Annotated in this window: 22 protein-coding genes; 20 read left to right on the top strand and 2 right to left on the bottom strand. The window is 67.8% G+C overall.

The features are described from left to right. The first annotated feature begins 83 nt into the window (after positions 1-83). The 19 genes from sdhC to dprA all read left to right on the top strand — a co-directional run bounded on the left by sdhC (position 84) and on the right by dprA (position 17895). Positions 84-485 (top strand): succinate dehydrogenase, cytochrome b556 subunit, encoded by a 402-nt coding sequence (gene sdhC, locus BLQ49_RS04345; protein ID WP_091713611.1) that lies wholly within the window; start codon positions 84-86, stop codon positions 483-485. Positions 486-495: 10 nt separating this feature from the next. Next, a complete protein-coding gene (sdhD, locus tag BLQ49_RS04340) occupies positions 496-915 on the top strand; it encodes a succinate dehydrogenase, hydrophobic membrane anchor protein (protein WP_091713609.1) in 420 nt (139 codons plus the stop codon). 32 nt (positions 916-947) lie between these two features. Further along, positions 948-2765 carry a succinate dehydrogenase flavoprotein subunit gene (gene sdhA, locus BLQ49_RS04335; RefSeq protein ID WP_091713608.1) on the top strand — a complete coding sequence of 606 codons (1818 nt, stop codon included), beginning with the start codon at positions 948-950 and terminating at the stop codon, positions 2763-2765. Between the two features lie 83 nt (positions 2766-2848). Next, on the top strand, positions 2849-3673 hold the full coding sequence (locus BLQ49_RS04330; RefSeq protein WP_091713606.1) for a succinate dehydrogenase iron-sulfur subunit: 825 nt from the start codon (positions 2849-2851) through the stop codon (positions 3671-3673). Positions 3674-3836: 163 nt separating this feature from the next. After that, positions 3837-4415, top strand: coding sequence for an AprI/Inh family metalloprotease inhibitor (locus BLQ49_RS04325; protein ID WP_091713605.1), 579 nt, complete (start codon positions 3837-3839; stop codon positions 4413-4415). A gap of 167 nt (positions 4416-4582) precedes the next feature. Beyond that, positions 4583-6448, top strand: coding sequence for an ABC transporter ATP-binding protein (locus BLQ49_RS04320; protein WP_091713603.1), 1866 nt, complete (start codon positions 4583-4585; stop codon positions 6446-6448). A 271-nt stretch (positions 6449-6719) separates the two neighbouring features. Continuing rightward, positions 6720-7304: a ubiquinol-cytochrome c reductase iron-sulfur subunit gene (petA, locus tag BLQ49_RS04315; protein ID WP_091713601.1), complete on the top strand. Its 585-nt coding sequence runs from the start codon at positions 6720-6722 to the stop codon at positions 7302-7304. Positions 7305-7317: 13 nt separating this feature from the next. Further along, positions 7318-8604, top strand: a complete 1287-nt coding sequence (locus BLQ49_RS04310; RefSeq protein ID WP_091713600.1) for a cytochrome b — start codon at positions 7318-7320, stop codon at positions 8602-8604. A gap of 18 nt (positions 8605-8622) precedes the next feature. Further along, positions 8623-9525, top strand: coding sequence for a cytochrome c1 (locus BLQ49_RS04305; RefSeq protein WP_091713598.1), 903 nt, complete (start codon positions 8623-8625; stop codon positions 9523-9525). A 300-nt stretch (positions 9526-9825) separates the two neighbouring features. Further along, the gene (locus BLQ49_RS04300; protein WP_091713596.1) at positions 9826-10701 is read left to right on the top strand and encodes an S-methyl-5'-thioadenosine phosphorylase; all 876 of its coding nucleotides are present in this window, start codon (positions 9826-9828) and stop codon (positions 10699-10701) included. A gap of 83 nt (positions 10702-10784) precedes the next feature. Further along, a complete protein-coding gene (gene hisB / locus BLQ49_RS04295; protein WP_091713594.1) occupies positions 10785-11372 on the top strand; it encodes an imidazoleglycerol-phosphate dehydratase HisB in 588 nt (195 codons plus the stop codon). A gap of 71 nt (positions 11373-11443) precedes the next feature. Further along, the gene (locus BLQ49_RS04290) at positions 11444-11923 is read left to right on the top strand and encodes a DUF2628 domain-containing protein (protein ID WP_425283976.1); all 480 of its coding nucleotides are present in this window, start codon (positions 11444-11446) and stop codon (positions 11921-11923) included. A 46-nt stretch (positions 11924-11969) separates the two neighbouring features. Continuing rightward, positions 11970-12629, top strand: coding sequence for an imidazole glycerol phosphate synthase subunit HisH (gene hisH / locus BLQ49_RS04285; protein ID WP_091713591.1), 660 nt, complete (start codon positions 11970-11972; stop codon positions 12627-12629). A gap of 37 nt (positions 12630-12666) precedes the next feature. After that, the gene (gene hisA / locus BLQ49_RS04280; RefSeq protein WP_091713590.1) at positions 12667-13410 is read left to right on the top strand and encodes a 1-(5-phosphoribosyl)-5-[(5-phosphoribosylamino)methylideneamino]imidazole-4-carboxamide isomerase; all 744 of its coding nucleotides are present in this window, start codon (positions 12667-12669) and stop codon (positions 13408-13410) included. Positions 13411-13450: 40 nt separating this feature from the next. Next, a complete protein-coding gene (locus BLQ49_RS04275; protein ID WP_091713588.1) occupies positions 13451-13921 on the top strand; it encodes a DUF29 domain-containing protein in 471 nt (156 codons plus the stop codon). 19 nt (positions 13922-13940) lie between these two features. Next, entirely contained in the window at positions 13941-14744 is an 804-nt protein-coding gene (hisF, locus tag BLQ49_RS04270) for an imidazole glycerol phosphate synthase subunit HisF (RefSeq protein WP_091713586.1), read from the top strand. Next, positions 14741-16045 (top strand): dihydroorotase, encoded by a 1305-nt coding sequence (locus tag BLQ49_RS04265; RefSeq protein WP_091713584.1) that lies wholly within the window; start codon positions 14741-14743, stop codon positions 16043-16045. Before hisF ends, BLQ49_RS04265 begins: the two co-directional genes overlap by 4 nt. Then, positions 16045-16647: a glycerol-3-phosphate 1-O-acyltransferase PlsY gene (gene plsY / locus BLQ49_RS04260; RefSeq protein WP_091713583.1), complete on the top strand. Its 603-nt coding sequence runs from the start codon at positions 16045-16047 to the stop codon at positions 16645-16647. The genes BLQ49_RS04265 and plsY overlap by 1 nt, the downstream gene beginning before the upstream one ends. A gap of 36 nt (positions 16648-16683) precedes the next feature. Beyond that, positions 16684-17895, top strand: coding sequence for a DNA-processing protein DprA (dprA, locus tag BLQ49_RS04255; protein ID WP_091713581.1), 1212 nt, complete (start codon positions 16684-16686; stop codon positions 17893-17895). Here dprA and ruvX read toward each other — a convergent pair. Next, positions 17885-18385, bottom strand: coding sequence for a Holliday junction resolvase RuvX (ruvX, locus tag BLQ49_RS04250; protein WP_091713579.1), 501 nt, complete (start codon positions 18383-18385; stop codon positions 17885-17887). The genes dprA and ruvX overlap by 11 nt on opposite strands. Then, complete coding sequence (locus BLQ49_RS04245; protein WP_091713578.1) at positions 18382-18951, bottom strand: SMI1/KNR4 family protein; 570 nt, start codon at positions 18949-18951, stop codon at positions 18382-18384. The genes ruvX and BLQ49_RS04245 overlap by 4 nt, the downstream gene beginning before the upstream one ends. Positions 18952-19398: 447 nt before the next feature. Here BLQ49_RS04245 and gatC point away from each other — a divergent pair, with 447 nt between their 5' ends. Further along, positions 19399-19686: an Asp-tRNA(Asn)/Glu-tRNA(Gln) amidotransferase subunit GatC gene (gene gatC / locus BLQ49_RS04235; RefSeq protein ID WP_091713574.1), complete on the top strand. Its 288-nt coding sequence runs from the start codon at positions 19399-19401 to the stop codon at positions 19684-19686. Positions 19687-19732 lie beyond the last annotated feature (46 nt).

Below are 19732 nucleotides of genomic sequence, written 5' to 3'. Positions count from 1 at the left end.
TGACGGATTGCAGCTTGCCCGCGCAGGCACTAGCGCTACCAGATTAGAGACGGTCCAGTCCGCAGCTGCGAGGCATCAATCCGATGGCACCCACCGCCCGCCCGACAGTGGCACAGCCGCTTTCGCCCCATCTCCAGATCTATCGCTGGACCTGGACCATGGCGATGTCGGTGTTTCACCGCATCACCGGCACGGCGCTCTACGGTGGGACTGCCCTCGTGGCGATCTGGCTGCTCGCCCTAGCTTCCGGACCGGTGGCCTATTCTTACGTGGCCGGATTTTTCGGCTCCATAATCGGACGCCTGATCCTGTTCGTCTACACGTGGATCTTGATGCACCACATGCTCGGTGGCCTGCGCCACTTCGCCTGGGATTTCGGCATTGGCTTCGATCGGGAGAAGCGCCTCGCCATGTCCCGGCTGACCCTGATCGGGTCGGTGGCGCTGACCCTCGTCATCTGGGCGGTCGCCCTTCTGGTCCGCTGAGGAGGGCGCAATGGCTCAGGAACAGATCCGCCAGGACACACGCGTCTCGATCCGCACCCCGCGGGCCCGCGTGCGCGGCCTCGGCGTCGCCCATCACGGCGTCAATCATTGGTGGCTCCAACGAATCACCGCAGTGACCAACACGGTGCTGATGCTGGCCTTCGTGGTCATCATCGCCAACATGGCCGGTCGCAGCTACGCGGACGCGGTGCATATCGTCGCGAACCCCTTCGTCTCGATCATCCTCATCCTGGCGCTCCTGTCGGTCACCCTCCACATGCGTATCGGCATGCAGGTGATCATCGAGGATTACGTCCACGCGCAGGCGACCAAGATCGCCGCCGTCTTCGCCAACAATGTCTACGCGGTCCTCGTGGCCGTGGCCTGCCTCTACGCGGTCCTGCGCATCGGCTTCGGTCAGCCGGCCTGAATCCCGCCACCACGCTTTTCGAGGAACCGACCATGGCCGCCAACGGCACCAACGGCAGCGGGCCTGCCTACACCATCCACGATCACGCCTTCGACGTGGTGATCGTCGGCGCAGGCGGCGCGGGCCTGCGGGCCACCGTCGGCTGCTCGGAAGCCGGCCTGCGTACCGCCTGCATCACCAAGGTGTTCCCGACCCGCTCGCACACCGTAGCGGCGCAGGGCGGCATCTCGGCCTCGCTCGGCAATATGGGCCCGGACGACTGGCGCTGGCACATGTACGACACCGTGAAGGGGTCGGACTGGCTCGGCGATCAGGACGCGATCGAGTACCTCGTGCGCAACGCGCCCGCGGCCGTCTACGAGCTGGAGCATTGGGGCGTGCCGTTCTCCCGCACGGAGGAAGGTAAGATCTACCAGCGTCCGTTCGGCGGCATGACCACCGATTACGGCAAGGGCACCGCCCAGCGCACCTGCGCGGCAGCCGACCGCACCGGCCATGCCATGCTGCACACCCTCTACGGGCAGGCGGTGAAGAACCGGACCGACTTCTTCATCGAGTACTTCGCCCTCGACCTCATCATGGACGAAGAAGGTCGCTGCCGCGGCGTCATCGCCCTCGATCAGGCCACCGGCGAGATCCACCGGTTCCGCGCCCAGACGACGATCCTGGCAACCGGCGGTTACGGGCGCGCCTACTTCTCGGCGACCTCCGCGCACACCTGCACGGGCGACGGCAACGCCATGGTGCTGCGCGCCGGCCTGCCGCTGCAGGACATGGAGTTCGTGCAGTTCCACCCGACTGGCATCTACGGCGCGGGCTGCCTGATCACCGAGGGCTCGCGCGGCGAGGGCGGTTATCTGACGAACTCCGAGGGCGAGCGCTTCATGGAGCGCTATGCGCCGTCCGCCAAGGATCTTGCATCACGCGACGTGGTCTCGCGCTCCATGACCATGGAGATCCGCGACGGCCGCGGCGTCGGCAAGAACAAGGATCACATCTACCTGCACCTCGACCACCTCGATCCGAAGATCCTGCACGAGCGCCTGCCCGGCATCTCGGAGAGCGCGAAAATCTTCGCGGGCGTCGATGTCACCAAGGAGCCAATCCCGGTCATCCCGACCGTGCACTACAACATGGGCGGCATCCCCACGAACTATCACGGCGAGGTGCTGACGCTGCGCGACGGCAACCCCGACACCGTGGTCCCGGGCCTGATGGCGATCGGCGAGGCGGCCTGCGTCTCCGTCCACGGCGCCAACCGTCTGGGCTCGAACTCGCTGATCGACCTCGTGGTGTTCGGCCGCGCCGCCGGCAAGCGCTGCGCCGAGATCGTCGAGCCGAACGGCCGCGCGATGGAACTGCCGAAGGGCGCCACCGACAAGGCGCTCGAGCGCCTCGACCGGTTCCGCTACGCCAACGGCTCGACGCCGACCGCGGAGCTGCGCGCCGAGATGCAGAAGACGATGCAGAACAACTGCGCCGTGTTCCGCACGGGTGAGGTTCTGGAGGAGGGCAAGGGCCTGATCCACAAGGTCTGGAACGCAGCCGCCGACGTGAAGGTCACCGACCGGTCCCTCGTGTGGAACACGGACCTGCTGGAGACCCTGGAGTTCGACAACCTGATCGGTCAGGCGGTGGTGACGATGGAATCAGCCGCCAACCGCACCGAGTCCCGCGGCGCCCACGCCCGCGAGGACTTCCCGGATCGCGACGACAAGGACTGGATGAAGCACACCCTGTCCTGGCTCGACGAGAGCCGGCATCAGGTGAACATCGATTATCGCCCGGTTCATACCTACACGATGTCGAACGAGATCCAGTACATCGAGCCGAAGGCGCGGGTGTACTGATCCTGAACTTTGCATCTTGCGTGGCGGCTCGGGCTTAAGTCCGAAGCCGCCGCACTCTGCTCTAGCGGAAGCCGTCGAGACCCATGGCTCAGTTCAACCTTCCGAAGAACTCTCAGATCACGCAGGGCAAGGCTTGGCCGGCCCCTCCGGGTGCCAAGAGCCTGCAGACCTTCAAGATCTACCGCTGGAACCCGGATGACGGGGCCAATCCGCGGATCGACACCTATCAGGTCGACCGTGAGGATTGCGGCCCGATGGTCCTCGACGCGCTGCTGTGGATCAAGAACAAGGTCGATTCGACGCTCGTCTTCCGCCGCTCCTGCCGCGAGGGCATCTGCGGCTCCTGCGCGATGAACATCGAGGGCCAGAACGCGCTCGCCTGCACGATGGGCATCGACGAGTGCAAGAACCCCGACAACGCCCTGCCGGTCATGACCCGGAAGGACAAGGACGGGGCGATCCGAATCTATCCGCTGCCGCATATGCCAGTCCTCAAGGATCTGGTGCCGGACCTCACCAACTTCTACGCCCAGCACGCGGCGATCGAGCCGTGGCTGCAGACCGAAACCCCGGCCCCCGAGAAGGAGTGGCGGCAGACCCCCGAGGACCGTTCTCGCCTCGACGGCCTTTATGAGTGCATCCTGTGCGCGTGCTGCAGCACGTCCTGCCCGAGCTACTGGTGGAACGGCGACAAGTTCCTCGGCCCGGCGGCGCTGCTCCAGGCCTATCGGTGGCTGATCGACTCGCGCGACGAGAATACCGGCGACCGGCTCGACAACCTGCACGATCCGTTCCGGCTCTATCGCTGCCACACGATCATGAACTGCGCCAACACCTGCCCGAAGAGCCTCAATCCGGCCAAGGCAATTGCCGAGATCAAGAAGATGATGGTCGAGCGCACCCTCTGATTGCAGGACTTGCGGCCTCGCGGCCACACTGTCGAGAAAAGGCGCCGTCGGCACGTGGGACTCACCGACGGTCGCCGGGGCCGCCTTGCAGTCAGCGCAATTGCCACCGAGTCAGGACGGAAGCGCCGCCGTGCGCCTTTTCAAACCTGACCCAAGTGGATCGATGCTGCGACCGAGCCTGCCGACGTTCGCCGTCCTCTGTCTGAGCGCCAGCCTCGGCGCCTGCGCATCCAGCCGGCTCGACGCGCCGCGCACCCGGGCCCCCCAGGCCGCCCTCGAGACGGTGCCGGCTCTACCCTCGGGGACTGTGACGGCAGCGCCCCTTGCTCCGCCGCCCGGCGTGGCGGCGAGCCCGGACGCGCCGCCCCCTCCGGGTCCGCAGGCGGCGCTGTCTCCAGCAACGCCGACAGTGATTCCCGAGCCGGTTACCCCTCCGGCGCCGCCTCCGCCCGTGGTCGCTACCGGCCGTGCCGCCGTGGTCGGGAGTTGGGACGCCCGCGATGCGACCGGGGCGAATTGCAAGGTCACGCTGTCGAGCGCCCCGGCCCTGGATCTCTATAAGGCCTCGGCCTCCGGCTGCCCCAACAAGGATCTGGCCCGGGTCTCGGCCTGGGATTTCCGGGACGGCGAGGTCTACCTCTACCAACCTGGCGGCACGGTCGCGGCGCGCCTGCGCCAGGGCGGCGCCGGCCTCGAAGGCGCGCTGACCAAGTCCGGTGCAGGCCTCGCCCTGAACCGCTGAGACGGTCGCGATTGCAGCTCTCCGCCGTGCGGATGCGGCGGGGTGCCACCATGGATGCTTGGCGTCGAGGCGGGTCACGATCAGCCTGCCGCGACCTCGGCGCACGGTTGGCGCCGGGCGCGCCACGCTTACATGAAGGGTTCCCGTAGCGTCACATCCCAGGCAGCATGTTCCTCGATTGGCTCGAGCGCCGCATCGATCCGTTCGCGTCCTTCGATGAATCGCAGATGCCGCCGCGCTCGGTCATCGGATTCGCGTGGTTCTATCTGCGCCCGATCCGCGCTGCGCTCGCGGCGCTGTTCGTCATCGCGGTGATTGCCGGCACGGTCGAGGCCTCGCTCTACCTCGTCATGCGGTGGTTCATCGACCTGCTCGGCACGGCCGATCGGGCGACCGTGTTGTCGGAGCACGCGACAGGCCTGGGGCTCGCGGTGCTCCTGATCGCTGCGATCAGGCCGCTCTCAATCTGGGCTCACGAGGTGCTGTCGAACCAGCTCGTCGTGCCGCAATCGACAAGCCAGATCCGTTGGCGCGCGCACCTCTACACCCTCGGCCACGCACTCTCGTATTTTCAGGGGGACTTCTCGGGACGCCTCGCCAACCGCGTCGTGCAGGTCGGCCCGGCGGTGCGGGAGTTGGCCGTCGTCTTCATCGACACGCTGCTCTACGTCGCGATCTACGCGGTGACCGCGGTCGGGTTATTCAGCTCGATCTCCCCATGGTTGGCCCTGCCGGTGCTGCTCTGGATCGGCGCCTATGCGTGGCTGACCGCGTGGTTCGTGCCCCGGGCCCGGGCTCGCTCGCACAAAACCGCCGATACGCGCTCCAAGCTGATCGGCCGCATCGTCGACAGCTACACCAACATCCTCACGGTGAAGCTCTTCGCCCGCGACCGGGAGGAACGGGCCGCGGTCCGCGACGCCGTGGAGGTCCATACCGACGCCTACCTGCACCAGTTCCGCCTGGTGACGCTCACCACATCGCTGCTGGGCGTCCTCAACAGCGCCCTGCTGATCGCCACCGGGGCGGCCTGCCTGATCCTCTGGCAGGGCGGCGGCATGACAACCGGCGAGGCCTCGGCGGGGCTCGCGCTGGTACTCCGGCTCATCGCGATGTCGGGCTGGGTGATGCAGACCGTCCGCGGCGTCTTCGAGAACGTGGGCGTCGTGCAGGAGAGCATGCAGACCATGGCGCGGCCACATGCCCTCAACGATGCGCCCGATGCCCGGACACTGACCGTCACTGGCGGTGAAGTGCGGTTCGAGAATGTCGGATTCCACTATGGGCGCGGCGACGCCACGGTGATCGAGAATTTCTCCCTGACGATCCGCCCCGGCGAGAAAGTCGGGCTCGTCGGCGTTAGCGGCGCCGGTAAATCCACCCTGGCAAGCCTGCTCCTGCGCCTCTATGACGTCGAAAGCGGACGCATCCTGGTTGATGGCCAGGATATCGCGACGGTGACGCAGCAATCCCTGCGCGAGGCCATCGCGATGGTCAGCCAGGACACCTCCCTTCTGCACCGCTCGATCCGGGACAACATTGCCTACGGGCGCCCCGATGCGGGCGACGAGGCGATCGCGCGCGCGGCCCGGTTGGCGCATGCGGACGGCTTCATCGCCGATCTGGTCGATCACAAGGGGCGCCGGGGCTACGATGCGCAGGTCGGCGAGCGCGGCGTCAAGCTCTCCGGCGGCCAGCGCCAGCGCATCGCGATCGCCCGCGTGATCCTGAAGGACGCGCCGATCCTCATCCTCGATGAAGCGACCTCGGCCCTCGACAGCCAGGTCGAGGCGGCGATTCAGGAATCCCTCGACACATTGATGGCCGGCAAGACCGTGCTGGCCATCGCCCACCGGTTGTCGACCATCGCGGCGCTCGATCGTCTGGTGGTGATCGACCATGGCCGAATCGTCGAGGAGGGGACGCATGCCGAACTCGTCGCTCGCGGCGGGGTTTATGCCGGCCTGTGGGCGCGCCAGTCGGGGGGGTTCCTGGCGGACGGGGCGAACCGTTACGACACGGCCGCAGCCTAAGGTCCTGCCGCCGACGATCTTTCGGTCAAGCCGGTCCCCCCGTGACGGCGTTCGCTCGCACCGGCCGTTCGGCGCCCGGGGCCGCACCCGGCAACATAAGCGGACAAAGTTGTCGCGGCCGTATCGATGCAGTGCAACCGGCCGCTTGACTCGGGGGCGGCAGACGGTCTCATTGCCCGCATTAGAACGATAATGCTTTGATTCAGGCGGTAGCCGGGAAACCAAGGCAGGGCGCCTGCGGCCCTCACGCCAACGCACGGAGTTCACAATCTTGGCGAACACATCAGCCGCCGCTCCCGCGGGCCACGGGCAAGAGACCCACGGGCACGAAGGTAGCCGTCGTGACTTCCTGTTCCTGGCCACGGGTGCCGGGCTGGCGGTCGGAGCAGCGGCTACGGCGTGGCCGTTGATCTCGTCCATGGCGCCTGACGCCGACACCATCGCGGCCGGCGCGCCGATCGAGGTCGATCTGACCCCGATTCAGGACGGGCAGATCGTCAACGTCTTCTGGCGCGGCAAGCTGATCTTCGTGCGCAAGCTCACCGCGAAGGAGGTGGGCGACATGAAGGCGGTGCCGCTCTCCGCGATGATCGACCCGGCCGCCTTCACGACACGGGTCAAGACCGGCCACGACCAGTGGCTTGTCGTCTATGGCAACTGCACGCATCTCGGCTGCGTCCCGATCGGTCACCAGGGCAATTTCGAGGGCTGGGCCTGCCCCTGCCACGGCTCGCAGTTCGACGCGGTCGGCCGCGTCCGCCACGGGCCGGCGCCGATCAATCTGCCGATCCCGCCCTACGCCTTCGAGACGGACGCCAAGATCCGGATCGGCGAGGGCGGCAAGGAAGCGGCCTGAGGAGGACGGAAGCATGAGCGGAACGGCCAGCACCTACGTCCCCAAGAGCCGCGTGGCCAAATGGTTCGAGGCGCGCCTGCCCATCGCAGGGTTGGTGCACTCGTCCTTCATCGCCTATCCGGTTCCGCGGAACCTCAACTACTTCTGGACCTTCGGCGCGATCCTGGCGGCCTTCCTGGGCATGCAGATCGTCACCGGCGTCTGGCTGGCGATGCACTACGAGCCTTCGGCGACGGGCGCCTTCAATTCCGTCGAGAAGATCATGCGCGACGTGAATTACGGCTGGCTGCTGCGCTACGCGCACGCCAACGGCGCATCGATGTTCTTCGTGGCGGTCTACGTCCACATGTTCCGCGCACTCTACTACGGGTCGTACAAGGCCCCGCGCGAGGTGCTCTACATCCTGGGCGTCGTCATCTACCTGCTGATGATGGCCACGGCGTTCCTGGGCTACACGCTGCCCTGGGGCCAGATGAGCTTCTGGGGTGCCACCGTCATCACCAACATCCTGGCGGCGATCCCGGTGGTCGGCGACACGATCCAGACGTTGCTCTGGGGCGGCTACTCGGTCGGCAACCCGACGGTGAACCGCTTCTTCTCGCTACACTACCTGCTGCCCTGGATGATCGCCGGCGTCGTCGTCCTGCACGTCTGGGCGCTGCACGTGACGGGTCAGAACAACCCGGCCGGCATTCCGATCAAGTCGGGCAAGGATGCGGTGCCGTTCACGCCCTACGCGACCATAAAGGACGTGTTCGCGACCTGCGTGTTCATGATCCTGTTCGCGTGGTTCCTGTTCTATCAGCCGAACTTCCTCGGCCATGCCGACAACTACATCCCGGCGAACCCCGCAGTGACGCCGGCGCACATCGTGCCGGAGTGGTACTTCCTGCCGTTCTACGCGATCCTGCGCGCGGTCCCGAGCAAGCTCGGCGGCGTGATCCTGATGTTCTCGGCGGTGATCATCCTGGCCTTCGCCCCCTGGCTCGACACGTCGCGGATCCGTTCGTGCAACTACCGGCCGATCTACCGCCAGTTCTTCTGGGTGTTCATCGGCGCGACCCTTCTGCTCGGCTGGCTCGGCTCGCAGCCGCCTGAAGGGGGCTACGTGCTCGCTGCGCAGGTCTGCACGGCCTACTACTTCGCCCACTTCCTGATCGTCATGCCGCTCTGCGGCCTGTTCGAGACGCCGAAGAAGCTGCCGGGCTCGATCCTCGAGAGCGTGACCGGGCCGGGTAAGCAGGTGAGCGGATCCGGCATGCCGGCAGGCGCCGCCGCCGCTCCGACCACCAAGGGCTGACGGGCTGACGACGGGACCATGATGATGACACGCGTCCTCTCGACCGCCGCCCTAGCGGCCCTGCTGCTCGGCGCCGCGCCGGCCTCTGCCCAGGAAGGGCATGGCGGACCGATCCCGGCCCGCGTGAACTGGAGCTTCGCCGGCACGTTCGGCCGCTTCGACACCGCGCAGCTCCAGCGGGGCTTCCAAGTCTACAAGGAAGTCTGCTCGGCCTGCCACTCGATGAAGCTGGTCGCCTTCCGCAACCTCGCGCAGGAGGGCGGGCCGGACTTCACGGCCGCCCAGGTCAAGGCGCTCGCAGCGACCTATCAGGTCAAGGACGGGCCGAACGATGCGGGCGATATGTTCGACCGCCCCGGCCGTCCCGCCGACACGTTCCCGCCGCCCTTCCCGAACGACCAGGCCGCGGCGGCGGCCAATGGCGGCAAGGCGCCGCCGGATTTCTCGGTGATCGCCAAGGCGCGGACCTTCTCCCGTGGTTCGCTCTACTTCCTGACCGACTGGCTGCCTTTGGTGGGCTACTCGGAGCAGGGGCCCGACTACATCCACGCGCTGATCAACGGCTACGAGGATCCGCCGAAGGATTTTACGGTCCCGGATGGCGGCCACTACAACAAGTACTATCCCGGCCATATCATCGCGATGCCGCCGCCGATCACCGACGGTCAGGTGACCTACGCGAAGGACGACAAGGGCCAGCCGGTGGTGCCCGAGACCGTCGATCAGTACGGCAAGGACGTCGCGGCCTTCCTGATGTGGGCAGCCGAGCCGCACATGATGGACCGCAAGGCCCTTGGCTTCCGGGTGATCCTGTTCCTGATCATCCTGTCGGGGCTGCTCTATTACGTGAAGAAGAAGATCTGGGCCGATGTCGGCGGCGAAGTGCACGGCCTCCAGCCGGAATTGCACAAGGCTTATTGAGGCCGGCCAAATTGCTGCCTTGGTTCGGATGGGCCTCCCTTGCGGAGGCCCATCTTTTTTGGGCTTGGGCTCCATGCTACCGCTCGGTCGCCGCGATGGTCGGCCTTCCGGCGACGTCTGTCCCGCTCACCACCTCATCCTGAGGTGTCCGCGACAGCGGACCTCGAGGAGGGCTTCAGGGATCGCTGCGCCATCTGGAGGGCTCCTTCGAGGCTTCTGCTGCGCTCGGGCACCTCAGGATGAGGTTGCGTATGGGACAGGCGGTTCTTCGAGGCGCCGCGCCACGACAGGGAATTTGGCATGACGGCAGCGGTTCTCGGGGTGATGGGTGGCTCGGGCGTCTACGATCTGCCTGGGCTTGAGGACGTGCGCGAGGAACGCATCGCCTCCCCCTGGGGCGAGCCCTCGGATGCCCTGCGTATCGGGCGGATCGGCGACACCCGGATCGTGTTCCTGGCCCGGCACGGGCGCGGCCACCGCTTCTCGCCCGCCGGCATCAACTACCGCGCCAATATCGACGCGATGAAACGCGCTGGCGTCACAGACCTCGTCTCTCTCTCCGCCTGCGGCTCGTTCCGCGAGGAGTTGCCGCCTGGCCTGTTCGTCCTGGTCGATCAGTTCGTCGATCGCACCCATGGGCGCGCCGCGTCCTTTTTCGGCGACGGCTGCGTGGCGCACGTTTCCCTCGCCCATCCGGTCGGTCCCGGGCTCCAGGCGCGGATCGCCGCGGCGGCGAAGTCCGAAGACATCCCGGTCCATCGCGGCGGCACCTATGTCTGCATGGACGGACCGCAATTCTCCTCGCTCGCCGAATCCAGGGCCTACAAGGCGCAGGGGTTCGACGTAATTGGCATGACCAACATGCCCGAGGCCAAGCTCGCCCGCGAAGCCGAGATCACCTACGCGACCATCGCGATGGTGACCGACTACGATTGCTGGCATCCGGGCCACGACGCCGTCGACGTGGCCGCCGTCGTGGCTGTTGCCCGCGCGAATGCCGACAAGGCGGCCCGGCTGGTGGCCCGGCTGGCGCGCGACTTCCCGGCCGAGCGCGAACCCTGCCCAGCCGGATCGCACCGGGCGCTGGACGGGGCGATCATGACGGCGCCTGCCGTTCGCGACCCCGCGCTGCTCGCCAAGCTCGACGCCGTAGCGGGTCGGGTGCTGAACGCATAGGCGGGCACCCTTTCCATTCCGGACGAAGTCCCTTTAGAAGGCGCGAGCGGCTGCCGCCGCTCCCGACGCAAAGCCCAGAACGAATGCGCAGCGCCACCATCACCCGGAAAACCGCGGAGACCGACATCGCGGTGACGGTCGCCCTCGACGGGACAGGGCGATCGACGATCGCTACCGGGATCGGCTTCCTCGATCACATGCTGGATCTGCTCGCCCGGCACGCCCTGTTCGACCTCGACGTGAAGGTGGACGGTGATCTGCACATCGACCAGCACCATTCGGCCGAGGATTGCGGCATCGCCCTCGGTCAAGCCTTCGCCAAGGCGCTGGGCGACAAGCGCGGGGTCACCCGCTACGCCGACATTCATTTGCCCATGGACGAGGCGCTGACCCGGGTCTGCGTCGATATCTCCGGCCGCCCGTTCCTGGTCTTCCGCACGACCTTCCGGGTCGAGAAGATCGGCCAGTTCGACACCGAACTCGTGCGGGAGTGGTTCCAGGCCTTCGCGATGAATGCCGGGCTGACGCTTCATGTGGAGACGCTCTACGGGGACAACGCCCACCACATCGCGGAGAGCTGCTTCAAGGGGCTGGCCCGTGCCTTGCGGAAGGCGGTCGCGATCGATCCGCGGGAGGAGGGACGCGTTCCCTCCACGAAGGGCTCCCTGTAGACCACCTCACCGTCCGTCCGGATCGCCCAGCGGCGATCGGAGGGTACTATCGCCGGAGTCCCGCGATGCGCATGCGCAGCTACACGCTCCACCTGCCGGAGGATGCGCGGCCGGGTGAAAGCCTCGGCCTGGATCGGGCGGTGCTCGTCCCCGACGGCTTCTCCTGGCCGGCCTTCGCCTTCACCGTTCTTTGGTTCCTGTTTCATCGCCTCTGGCTCGCCGCGCTGATCGTGCTCCTCGGCTTGATCGCACTCGCCGGCGGGGGGATTCTGCTCGGTCTGCCGACCGGCGCCGGCCTGATCGCCGCCCTGCTGGCCGCGTGGCTGATCGGGCTGGAAGCGTCGACCCTGCGCCGCTGGACGCTCGCCCGGCGCGACATGCCCATGCGCGACACGGTCATCGCGGCAAGTCCTGCGGAGGCTGAGACCCGTGCCTTCGAGCGTTGGCTCGGCAGCATGGCTTCGGCCTCGCGCCCGCCGTTCCCTGCTGGGCCGTCCCGCCGCGCGGAGCCGGTCATCGGCCTCTTCCCCGCTCGGGAAGGCGCCCGGTGATGCTCGCTCGATGCGCGTATGAGGTTCGAGGCATAAGTACCCCAACATGAGTACCGAGACAGTCGCGATCATCGATTACGGATCCGGCAACCTCCATTCCGCCGCCAAAGCCTTCGAGCGCGCCGCCCGCGAGAGTGGGTGCGACGCGCGGATCTGCCTTACCGCCGACCCCGACGTGGTCGCCAAGGCCGACCGCGTCGTTCTCCCCGGCGTCGGGGCCTATGCCGATTGCCGACGCGGGCTCGACGCCGTGCCCGGTATGATCGAGGCGATGACGCAGGCTGCCCACGGCGCGGGCCGTCCATTCCTGGGGATCTGCGTGGGCATGCAGCTCCTGGCGAGCCGTGGGCTGGAATACGCCATCACGCCCGGTCTCGGCTGGATCCCAGGCGATGTCGGGCCGATCCAGCCCGCCGATCCGGCGCTCAAGGTGCCCCATATGGGTTGGAACACCTTGCGGCCGGCGCGTGACCACGCTCTGCTGGCCGGCATTCCGACCGGCGAAGACGGCCTGCACGCCTATTTCGTCCACAGTTATGCGCTGATCCCCGAAAACCCCGACGACGTGGTGGCCCGGGCGTATTACGGCGGACCGGTCACCGCGCTCGTCGCCCGCGGCAACATCGCGGGCACGCAGTTTCACCCTGAGAAGAGCCAGCGCTTGGGCCTCGCGCTCATCGCGAATTTCCTGCATTGGCGGCCCTGAGGGCGCTCGTGCGACGGCAACAAGGACAAATACACCCGTGATCCTCTACCCGGCGATTGACCTCAAGGAGGGACGCTGCGTCCGCCTCGTCCAGGGCGACATGGCCCAAGCCAAGGTCTTCGGCGACGATCCGGCCGCGCAGGCCGCGATCTTCGAGGCGCAGGGTTTCCCCTGGCTGCACGTGGTCGATCTCGACGGCGCGTTCGCCGGCACCCCGCGCAACGCGGCGGCGGTGGACGCGATCCTTGAGACGGTGACGATCCCCGTTCAGCTCGGCGGCGGCATCCGCGAGATGAAGACGCTGGAAGGCTGGCTTGCGAAGGGCGTGGCCCGGGTGATCATCGGAACCGCGGCCGTGCGCGACCCCGGCTTCGTCCGCGAGGCCGCCCGTCAGCATCCCGGGAAGATCGCGGTCGGCATCGACGCCAAGGACGGCCGGGTGGCCGTCGAGGGTTGGGCGCAGACCTCCAGCATGACCGCCGAGGAACTGGGCCGCCGCTTCGAGGACGCGGGCGTGGCCGCCATCATCTACACCGACATCGCCCGCGACGGGATCCTGAAGGGCCTCAACGTCGAGATGACCCTGGCGCTGGCGCAGGCCGTGCGCATCCCGGTGATCGCCTCGGGCGGCCTCGCCTCGATCGACGACGTGCACCGGCTGCTCCAGCCAGATTGCGCGCTGATCGCGGGCGCCATCACGGGGCGGGCGCTCTATGACGGCCGCATCGATCCGCAGGCGGCCCTGGCGGCGATCGCTGCGGCGCGCGGCCCGGCTTCGTGATAGTTCAGCTGCGATAGAAGCGCCGACACGGGAGGCTTCGATGACGGCATTGAAGACCCGGGCCGCCGCCGCCGGAACGGCTGACGCGGATAGATTCTACAGCTGGACTCAGGAGCGGGGCGCGCGTTTGCGGACCGGGGACGACTCGGGGCTCGACCGCGAAAACCTGGCCGCGGAGATCGAGAGCACGGGCGGGAGCCAGTTCGCCAGTCTGGTGAGCGCCTCACGTGCCGTTCTGCTACACATGCTGAAGATCGACCACCAGCCCTCCGAGTGGGCACGGAGCTGGTCGATCTCGATTGCGACGCACCGCGTCCATATCGGCGACGCGTTGAAGGAGTGTCCGGGTTTGAAGAGCCGCCTCGTCGAGGCCATCGGCAAGGCATATCGCCTCGCGCGCCTAGAGGCGGCGCAAGAGACGGGGCTCGCGCTCGGAGGCTTCCCTCAGACCTGCCCTTACACCTATCAGGACATCATGGATCGCACCTTCGCGATCGATCCCGAACCCTGAACCGAACTGCCGAGACGCCGTGCTCAAGACCCGCATCATTCCCTGCCTCGACGTGAAGGACGGGCGCGTCGTGAAGGGCGTGCGCTTCGAGGGCTTGCGCGACGCCGGCGATCCCGTCGAGGCCGCCAAGGTCTACGATGCGGCCGGCGCCGACGAGCTGTGTTTCCTCGACATCACGGCAAGCCGCGAGGCCCGCGGTACTCTGCTGGACATCGTCAGCCGGACTGCCGAGGCCTGCTTCATGCCGCTGACCGTCGGCGGCGGGGTGCGCACCGTCGAGGATGTGCGAGCGCTGCTGCTGGCCGGGGCCGACAAGGTCGCGATCAACACCGCAGCCGTGAAGGATCCGGATCTGGTCGCCCGGGCCGCGGAGAAGTTCGGCGCCCAGTGCATCGTCGTCGCGATCGACGCCAAGCGCGTCTCGCCGCCCGGCACCCCGGCCGCCTGGGAGATCTTCACCCATGGCGGCCGCGATCCGACAGGGATCGACGCCGTCGCCTTCGCGCGCCTGGTAGCGGAAAAGGGGGCTGGCGAATTGCTCGTCACCTCCATGGACAAGGACGGTACGCGCTCCGGCTACGACCTCGCCCTCACGCGGGCGATCAGCGACGCCGTCACCGTGCCGGTGATTGCCTCCGGCGGCGTCGGCGGGCTCGACGACCTCGTGGCCGGCGTTGCCCAGGGTGGCGCGAGCGCCGTGCTGGCCGCCTCCATATTCCATTTCGGGCAGGCGACCATCGCCGAGGCCAAGGCCCATATGGCCGCCGCCGGCCTCGCCATGCGCCTCGATAGCCCGGCATCTTCGGCGAGAACGCCCCTGTGAGCAGCTACCTCCTGGCGAATGCCAACCTCCTCGATCCGGAGACGGGCCGCGAAACCGCCGGCACGGTCCTCGTCCAGGACGGCCGGATCGCCGATATTGCGAGCGGCGCCGCCCCCGGCGCGCCGGAAGATACGATCCGAATCGACTGTGCCGGCCGGGTGCTGACGCCCGGCCTCATCGACATGCGCGCCTTCGTGGGCGAGCCCGGAGCCGAGCATCGGGAGACCCTGGCCTCGGCCAGCGCGGCCGCCGCCGCGGGGGGCGTCACGACATTGGTCTGCATGCCGGATACAAACCCGGTGATCGACGGTCCGGCGATCGTCGATTTCGTGCTGCGCCGCGCCCGCGATACGGCCAGCGTCAACGTCCTGCCCGCCGCGGCCATCACCAAGGGCTTGGCCGGGCGCGAGATGACCGAGTTCGGCCTGCTCAAGGAGGCCGGGGCGGTTGCCTTCACGGACGGGCTGCACGCCGTCAAGAACGCTCAGGTCATGCGCCGCGCGCTGACCTACGCTCGGGATTTCGATGCCCTGGTCATGCAGCATGTCGAGGACGACGACCTCGTCGCCGAAGGTGTGATGAACGAGGGCGAGCTCGCCTCCCGCCTCGGCCTGATGGGCATCCCCCGCGAGGCCGAGACGGTGATGCTGGAGCGCGACATCCGCCTCGTGCGTCTTACCGGCGCCCGCTACCATGCGGCGATGATCTCCTGCGCCGATTCGGTCGAGATCGTCCGTCGGGCCAAGCAGGATGGGCTGCCCGTGACCTGCGGCGTCTCCGTCAACAACCTCGTGCTCAACGAGAACGACATCGGCCATTACCGCACCTTCTGCCGTCTCTCGCCGCCCCTGCGCGACGAAGCCGACCGCCAGGCGGTGGTGCGGGCCCTCGACGAAGGCGTGATCGACGTGGTCGTCTCCGACCACAACCCGCAGGATGTCGAGACCAAGCGCCTCCCGTTCGCGGAAGCTGCGGACGGCGCCCTCGGGATCGAGACCCTGCTCGGCGCGGCCCTGCGCCTCGTCCATACCGGCGATCTCGCCTTCCCCAAGCTCCTCGCTGCGCTGACGGTGAACCCGGCCCGGATCCTGGGTCGGGATGCCGGCCGGCTGGCAGTCGGCGCGCCCGCCGATCTCATCCTGATCGACCGCGACCTGCCCTACGTGCTCGACAAGCGCCGTTTGAAGTCGCGTTCCAAGAACTCGCCCTTCGACGAGGCCCGCCTCCAGGGCGCCGCGGTTCTGACGCTGGTCGCCGGCAGGGTCGTTCACGCAAGCGACGATTTGGCGGCAGCGGCCTGATGCCTCCGGACCTCGTCACTCTGGCGGCTCTCGTCGGCCTCGTCCTCGGCTACATTCTGGGCTCGATCCCGTTCGGTCTGATCCTGACGCGCTTCGCTGGCCTCGGCGACGTACGGGCGATCGGCTCCGGCAATATCGGCGCCACCAACGTGCTGCGCACCGGCCGGAAGGGCCTCGCCGCCGCGACGCTGCTGGGCGATGCCCTAAAGGGCACCGCAGCCGTCCTGGTCGCCAGAAACCTGAGCGAGGGGCCTGCGCTCGCCGCTGGGCTCGGTGCCTTCCTGGGCCATCTCTTCCCGGTCTGGCTCGGCTTCAAGGGCGGCAAGGGCGTCGCCACCTTCATCGGCGTGCTCCTCGCCTTCTCTCCGCCCGCTTTGGGCGCGTTCGCGGCGATCTGGCTCGGGCTCGCCTTCGCGCTCAAATATTCGTCGCTGGCGGCGCTCGCAGCCTCGGCGGCTACACCCCTGGTTCTGTGGGCGCTCGGGGCTCCGACGCAAGCTGTGCTGTTCCTCATCCTGGCGTCGCTGCTATGGTGGAAGCACGCGCCCAACATCCGCCGCCTCGCGTCCGGCACCGAGGGGCGCATCGGCCAGAAGGGCTGAGCGCACGCACGAGATGCGCGGTCCTTGGAGGATCGTATGCAGCTCACCGATGCACAACGTCTCGATTGGCTGCGTCTGATTCGCACCGAAGGTATCGGTCCACGCACCTTCCGCACTTTAATCAACCGCTTCGGTAGTGCGGCAGCCGCCCTCGACGCGCTGCCCGATCTCGGCCGCCGCCAGGGCAAGCGGCTGGAGCCCCCGAACCGTGCGCGGGCCGAGGACGAGATCGCGGCGCTGATCCGCCTCGGCGGCAGACTGATCGCCACCGGCGAGGCCGACTACCCACACCTCCTGCAACAGATCGATGCCGCACCGCCGCTCCTGGCCGTGCGCGGCGGCGCGATCCTCAACCGTCCCAGCGTGGCCCTCATCGGCTCGCGCAACGCCTCGACGGCGGGGCTCGCCTTCACGGAGCGGTTGGCGCATGGCCTGGGCCAAGCGGGCTTGGCGGTGGTCTCAGGTCTCGCCCGGGGCATCGATGCCCGGGCCCACAAGGCCTGCCTCCAGACCGGTACCGTGGCGGTGATGGCCGGCGGCCACGACCGGATCTACCCAGCGAACCACGCGTCTCTGGTCGATGCGATTCTAGGCGAGGGCGGTGCCGTCGTCGCCGAGATGCCGATGGGGTGGGAGCCCCGTGGTCGCGACTTCCCGCGGCGTAACCGCATCATCTCCGGCTTGTCCTACGGCACCGTCGTCATCGAGGCGGCGCGGCGCTCGGGCTCGCTCATCACGGCACGCTATGCCCTGGAGCAGAATCGTGAGGTGTTCGCCGTGCCGGGCTCACCCCTCGATCCCCGGGCCGAGGGCACCAACGACCTGATTCGCCAGGGCGCCACCCTCGTGTCCGAGGTCGCGCACGTCCTCGATGTGATCGGCCCGCTCATCGAGCGCGGCCCGGATGCGGACGGAGCACCGGCGCGCGGTCGGCCTGATCTCCGCGAGCAATTGAGCTTCTGGGACGAGATCGACCTGGACGCGCTGGATCCAACCGAACCGGCCGGGCAAACCCCCTTCGCGCGCACCTTACCGGCGCCCTGCGAGGATCTGGAGGATCCCTTCGAGCCCGACGACGACCGCACACGCATCGTCGCCCTGCTGAGCCCAAGCCCGATCGGGACCGATGAATTGGCGCGCAGCGCCGGCGTTGGCGTCCGAATCGTGCAGACCGTGCTCCTGGAACTCGAACTCGATGGCCGGATCGAGCGGCACGGCAGCGGCTCGGTCTCGCTGATCAGTCGTTGAACGGGTCGTCCTCCCGATCGGCGTCGGCCAAGTTGCGCATCACGTCCAGGCAGCCCTGGAGGATGTAGGCGGCAGCGAGCTTGTCGACGAGTTGGCCCCGCCGGACCCGGGACGCGTCGGCCTCGATCAGCGCCCGGGTCACGACCGCGGTGGAGAGGCGTTCGTCGAAGAAGACGTGGGGCAGGGGCAAGATAGGCGCGAGGTTGCGCATGAACGCCCGCGTGGATTGCACCCGCGGACCCTCGGTGCCGTCCATGTTCAGCGGCAGCCCGACCACGAGGCCGCCCACCGCGTGCTGACGGCACAGGGAAGCGAGACGCTGTGCGTCCGGAGTGAACTTGACCCGCCGGATCGTTTCCAGCGGCGTCGCGATCTGCCGCCCCAGATCCGACAGCGCGAGGCCGATCGTCTTTGTGCCGAGATCGACCCCGATGAGCCGGGCCCCGCCGCGCGAGGCTTCCGAGAAAGCGCGAATGGCGTCGAAATTCATGACTCCGCCTGAGCGCTGCGTGCCAAGGTTGCCTCGGTGACGCCCTCGAAGCGCGCGGGCAACGGCTCCGCGCCCGTGCCCAGCACCAGGAGCGCGGTCGGGGCGGTGACCGTCATGAAGAAGTCGCCAAGGGTCTCGCCGGCGAACCGGATCGTCTCCAGATCGGGCGCAAGCAGCCAGATATCGTATTCCCCGTCGCTCCCGGAGACGTCCCAGAACAGGAAGCTGCCATCCTCACCGTGGCCGAAGAAGCAGGCCCGCTCGACGATGCTCGGGTCGCCGTCCTCGATATCGAATCGGTGCGGCTCGGCGCCGTCCGCCAGCATCCCGATGGCTGATCCGACGCTGTGTGCGATGATGCCCGCCTGGGTGATCAGATCGCACGCCTCGAACGGCGCCGGCACCGCGATCCGGAACTGATCGCCCGCCAATCCGACACCACAGGTCGTGCAGAAGCTGCGATAAGAGGCGGGCAGGGGAAAGCCGAGTTCCGCCGCCGCGCGCTCGAGCGCCGCTTCATCCGGGATGAAGCCCGGCGACAGGCTGGTGAACACGCGCTCCCACATCGATCCCGCTTCCCTGTCCACAGCCTTGCAGCCCTCCGTAGATCGCACCGGATGTGCGCGCAGCCGTTCGTGTTAGGTAGGTAAACACATCGTTAAACCATTGTTCGGGTCCCCGCCTTGTCGACCATCGGCCAGCTCACCCGTTCCGCCCCGTCGCGGTCCGCCCTGCGGCGCAAGCACCGCCTCATGCTTCTGCTCGCGTTCGAGATCCTGGTGCTGGGTTTCACCCAAGCCATGATCGAGCCGGTGCAGCGGCCCGGCATCACCATCGAGATGTCGGTAACGCCGCACCACGTCGTGACCTGACGGCGGGACCGCCCTCGAGCGTCATGGGTCCGAGCCGCCATCCACTACCGCCGACGCCCTGCGTTGCGGCGCGTCGGACGCCGGTGCTATAGCCCGGCCGATCCCGGGGGGCCGCCCCCGGACAGGGGCGAACGGGACGGCATGTCGGTCGACGAGAAGACGGTTCGGCGCATCGCGCATCTGGCGCGCATCGCGGTCACCGACGACGAGGTCGGGCCGCTGCAGGGCGAGCTGAACGCGATCCTGGCCTTCGTGGAGCAACTCGGGACGGTCGACGTGTCCGGCGTCGAGCCCATGACCTCCGTCACCCCGATGGCGATGAAGAAGCGCGAGGACGTGGTCACCGAGGGCGGCCGCGCCGCCGACGTCGTGGCCAACGCGCCCGAGACCGAGGACAATTACTTCCTGGTTCCGAAGGTGGTCGAGTAGGCCGGTTCCGGCTCGACTCGTGCGGACCGGATTTCTGATGGGCGCG

This window comes from Methylobacterium phyllostachyos (genome assembly GCF_900103445.1).
GTDB classification, from domain to species: Bacteria; Pseudomonadota; Alphaproteobacteria; order Rhizobiales; family Beijerinckiaceae; genus Methylobacterium; species Methylobacterium phyllostachyos.
This window is presented reverse-complemented; position numbering and strand designations above follow the sequence as displayed.

Bases quoted from the DNA above. Each gene is read 5' to 3' on its own strand.
- BLQ49_RS04305 (WP_091713598.1), top strand. From the start codon at position 8,623: ATGATGATGACACGCGTCCTCTCGACCGCCGCCCTAGCGGCCCTGCTG.
- sdhA (WP_091713608.1), top strand. From the start codon at position 948: ATGGCCGCCAACGGCACCAACGGCAGCGGGCCTGCCTACACCATCCAC.
- sdhC (WP_091713611.1), top strand. From the start codon at position 84: ATGGCACCCACCGCCCGCCCGACAGTGGCACAGCCGCTTTCGCCCCAT.
- BLQ49_RS04245 (WP_091713578.1), bottom strand. From the start codon at position 18,951: ATGTGGGAGCGCGTGTTCACCAGCCTGTCGCCGGGCTTCATCCCGGAT.
- plsY (WP_091713583.1), top strand. From the start codon at position 16,045: ATGCCTCCGGACCTCGTCACTCTGGCGGCTCTCGTCGGCCTCGTCCTC.
- BLQ49_RS04290 (WP_425283976.1), top strand. From the start codon at position 11,444: ATGCGCAGCTACACGCTCCACCTGCCGGAGGATGCGCGGCCGGGTGAA.
- hisH (WP_091713591.1), top strand. From the start codon at position 11,970: ATGAGTACCGAGACAGTCGCGATCATCGATTACGGATCCGGCAACCTC.
- ruvX (WP_091713579.1), bottom strand. From the start codon at position 18,385: ATGAATTTCGACGCCATTCGCGCTTTCTCGGAAGCCTCGCGCGGCGGG.
- hisB (WP_091713594.1), top strand. From the start codon at position 10,785: ATGCGCAGCGCCACCATCACCCGGAAAACCGCGGAGACCGACATCGCG.
- gatC (WP_091713574.1), top strand. From the start codon at position 19,399: ATGTCGGTCGACGAGAAGACGGTTCGGCGCATCGCGCATCTGGCGCGC.
- sdhD (WP_091713609.1), top strand. From the start codon at position 496: ATGGCTCAGGAACAGATCCGCCAGGACACACGCGTCTCGATCCGCACC.
- BLQ49_RS04330 (WP_091713606.1), top strand. From the start codon at position 2,849: ATGGCTCAGTTCAACCTTCCGAAGAACTCTCAGATCACGCAGGGCAAG.
- BLQ49_RS04310 (WP_091713600.1), top strand. From the start codon at position 7,318: ATGAGCGGAACGGCCAGCACCTACGTCCCCAAGAGCCGCGTGGCCAAA.
- dprA (WP_091713581.1), top strand. From the start codon at position 16,684: ATGCAGCTCACCGATGCACAACGTCTCGATTGGCTGCGTCTGATTCGC.
- BLQ49_RS04325 (WP_091713605.1), top strand. From the start codon at position 3,837: ATGCTGCGACCGAGCCTGCCGACGTTCGCCGTCCTCTGTCTGAGCGCC.
- BLQ49_RS04320 (WP_091713603.1), top strand. From the start codon at position 4,583: ATGTTCCTCGATTGGCTCGAGCGCCGCATCGATCCGTTCGCGTCCTTC.
- BLQ49_RS04275 (WP_091713588.1), top strand. From the start codon at position 13,451: ATGACGGCATTGAAGACCCGGGCCGCCGCCGCCGGAACGGCTGACGCG.
- BLQ49_RS04300 (WP_091713596.1), top strand. From the start codon at position 9,826: ATGACGGCAGCGGTTCTCGGGGTGATGGGTGGCTCGGGCGTCTACGAT.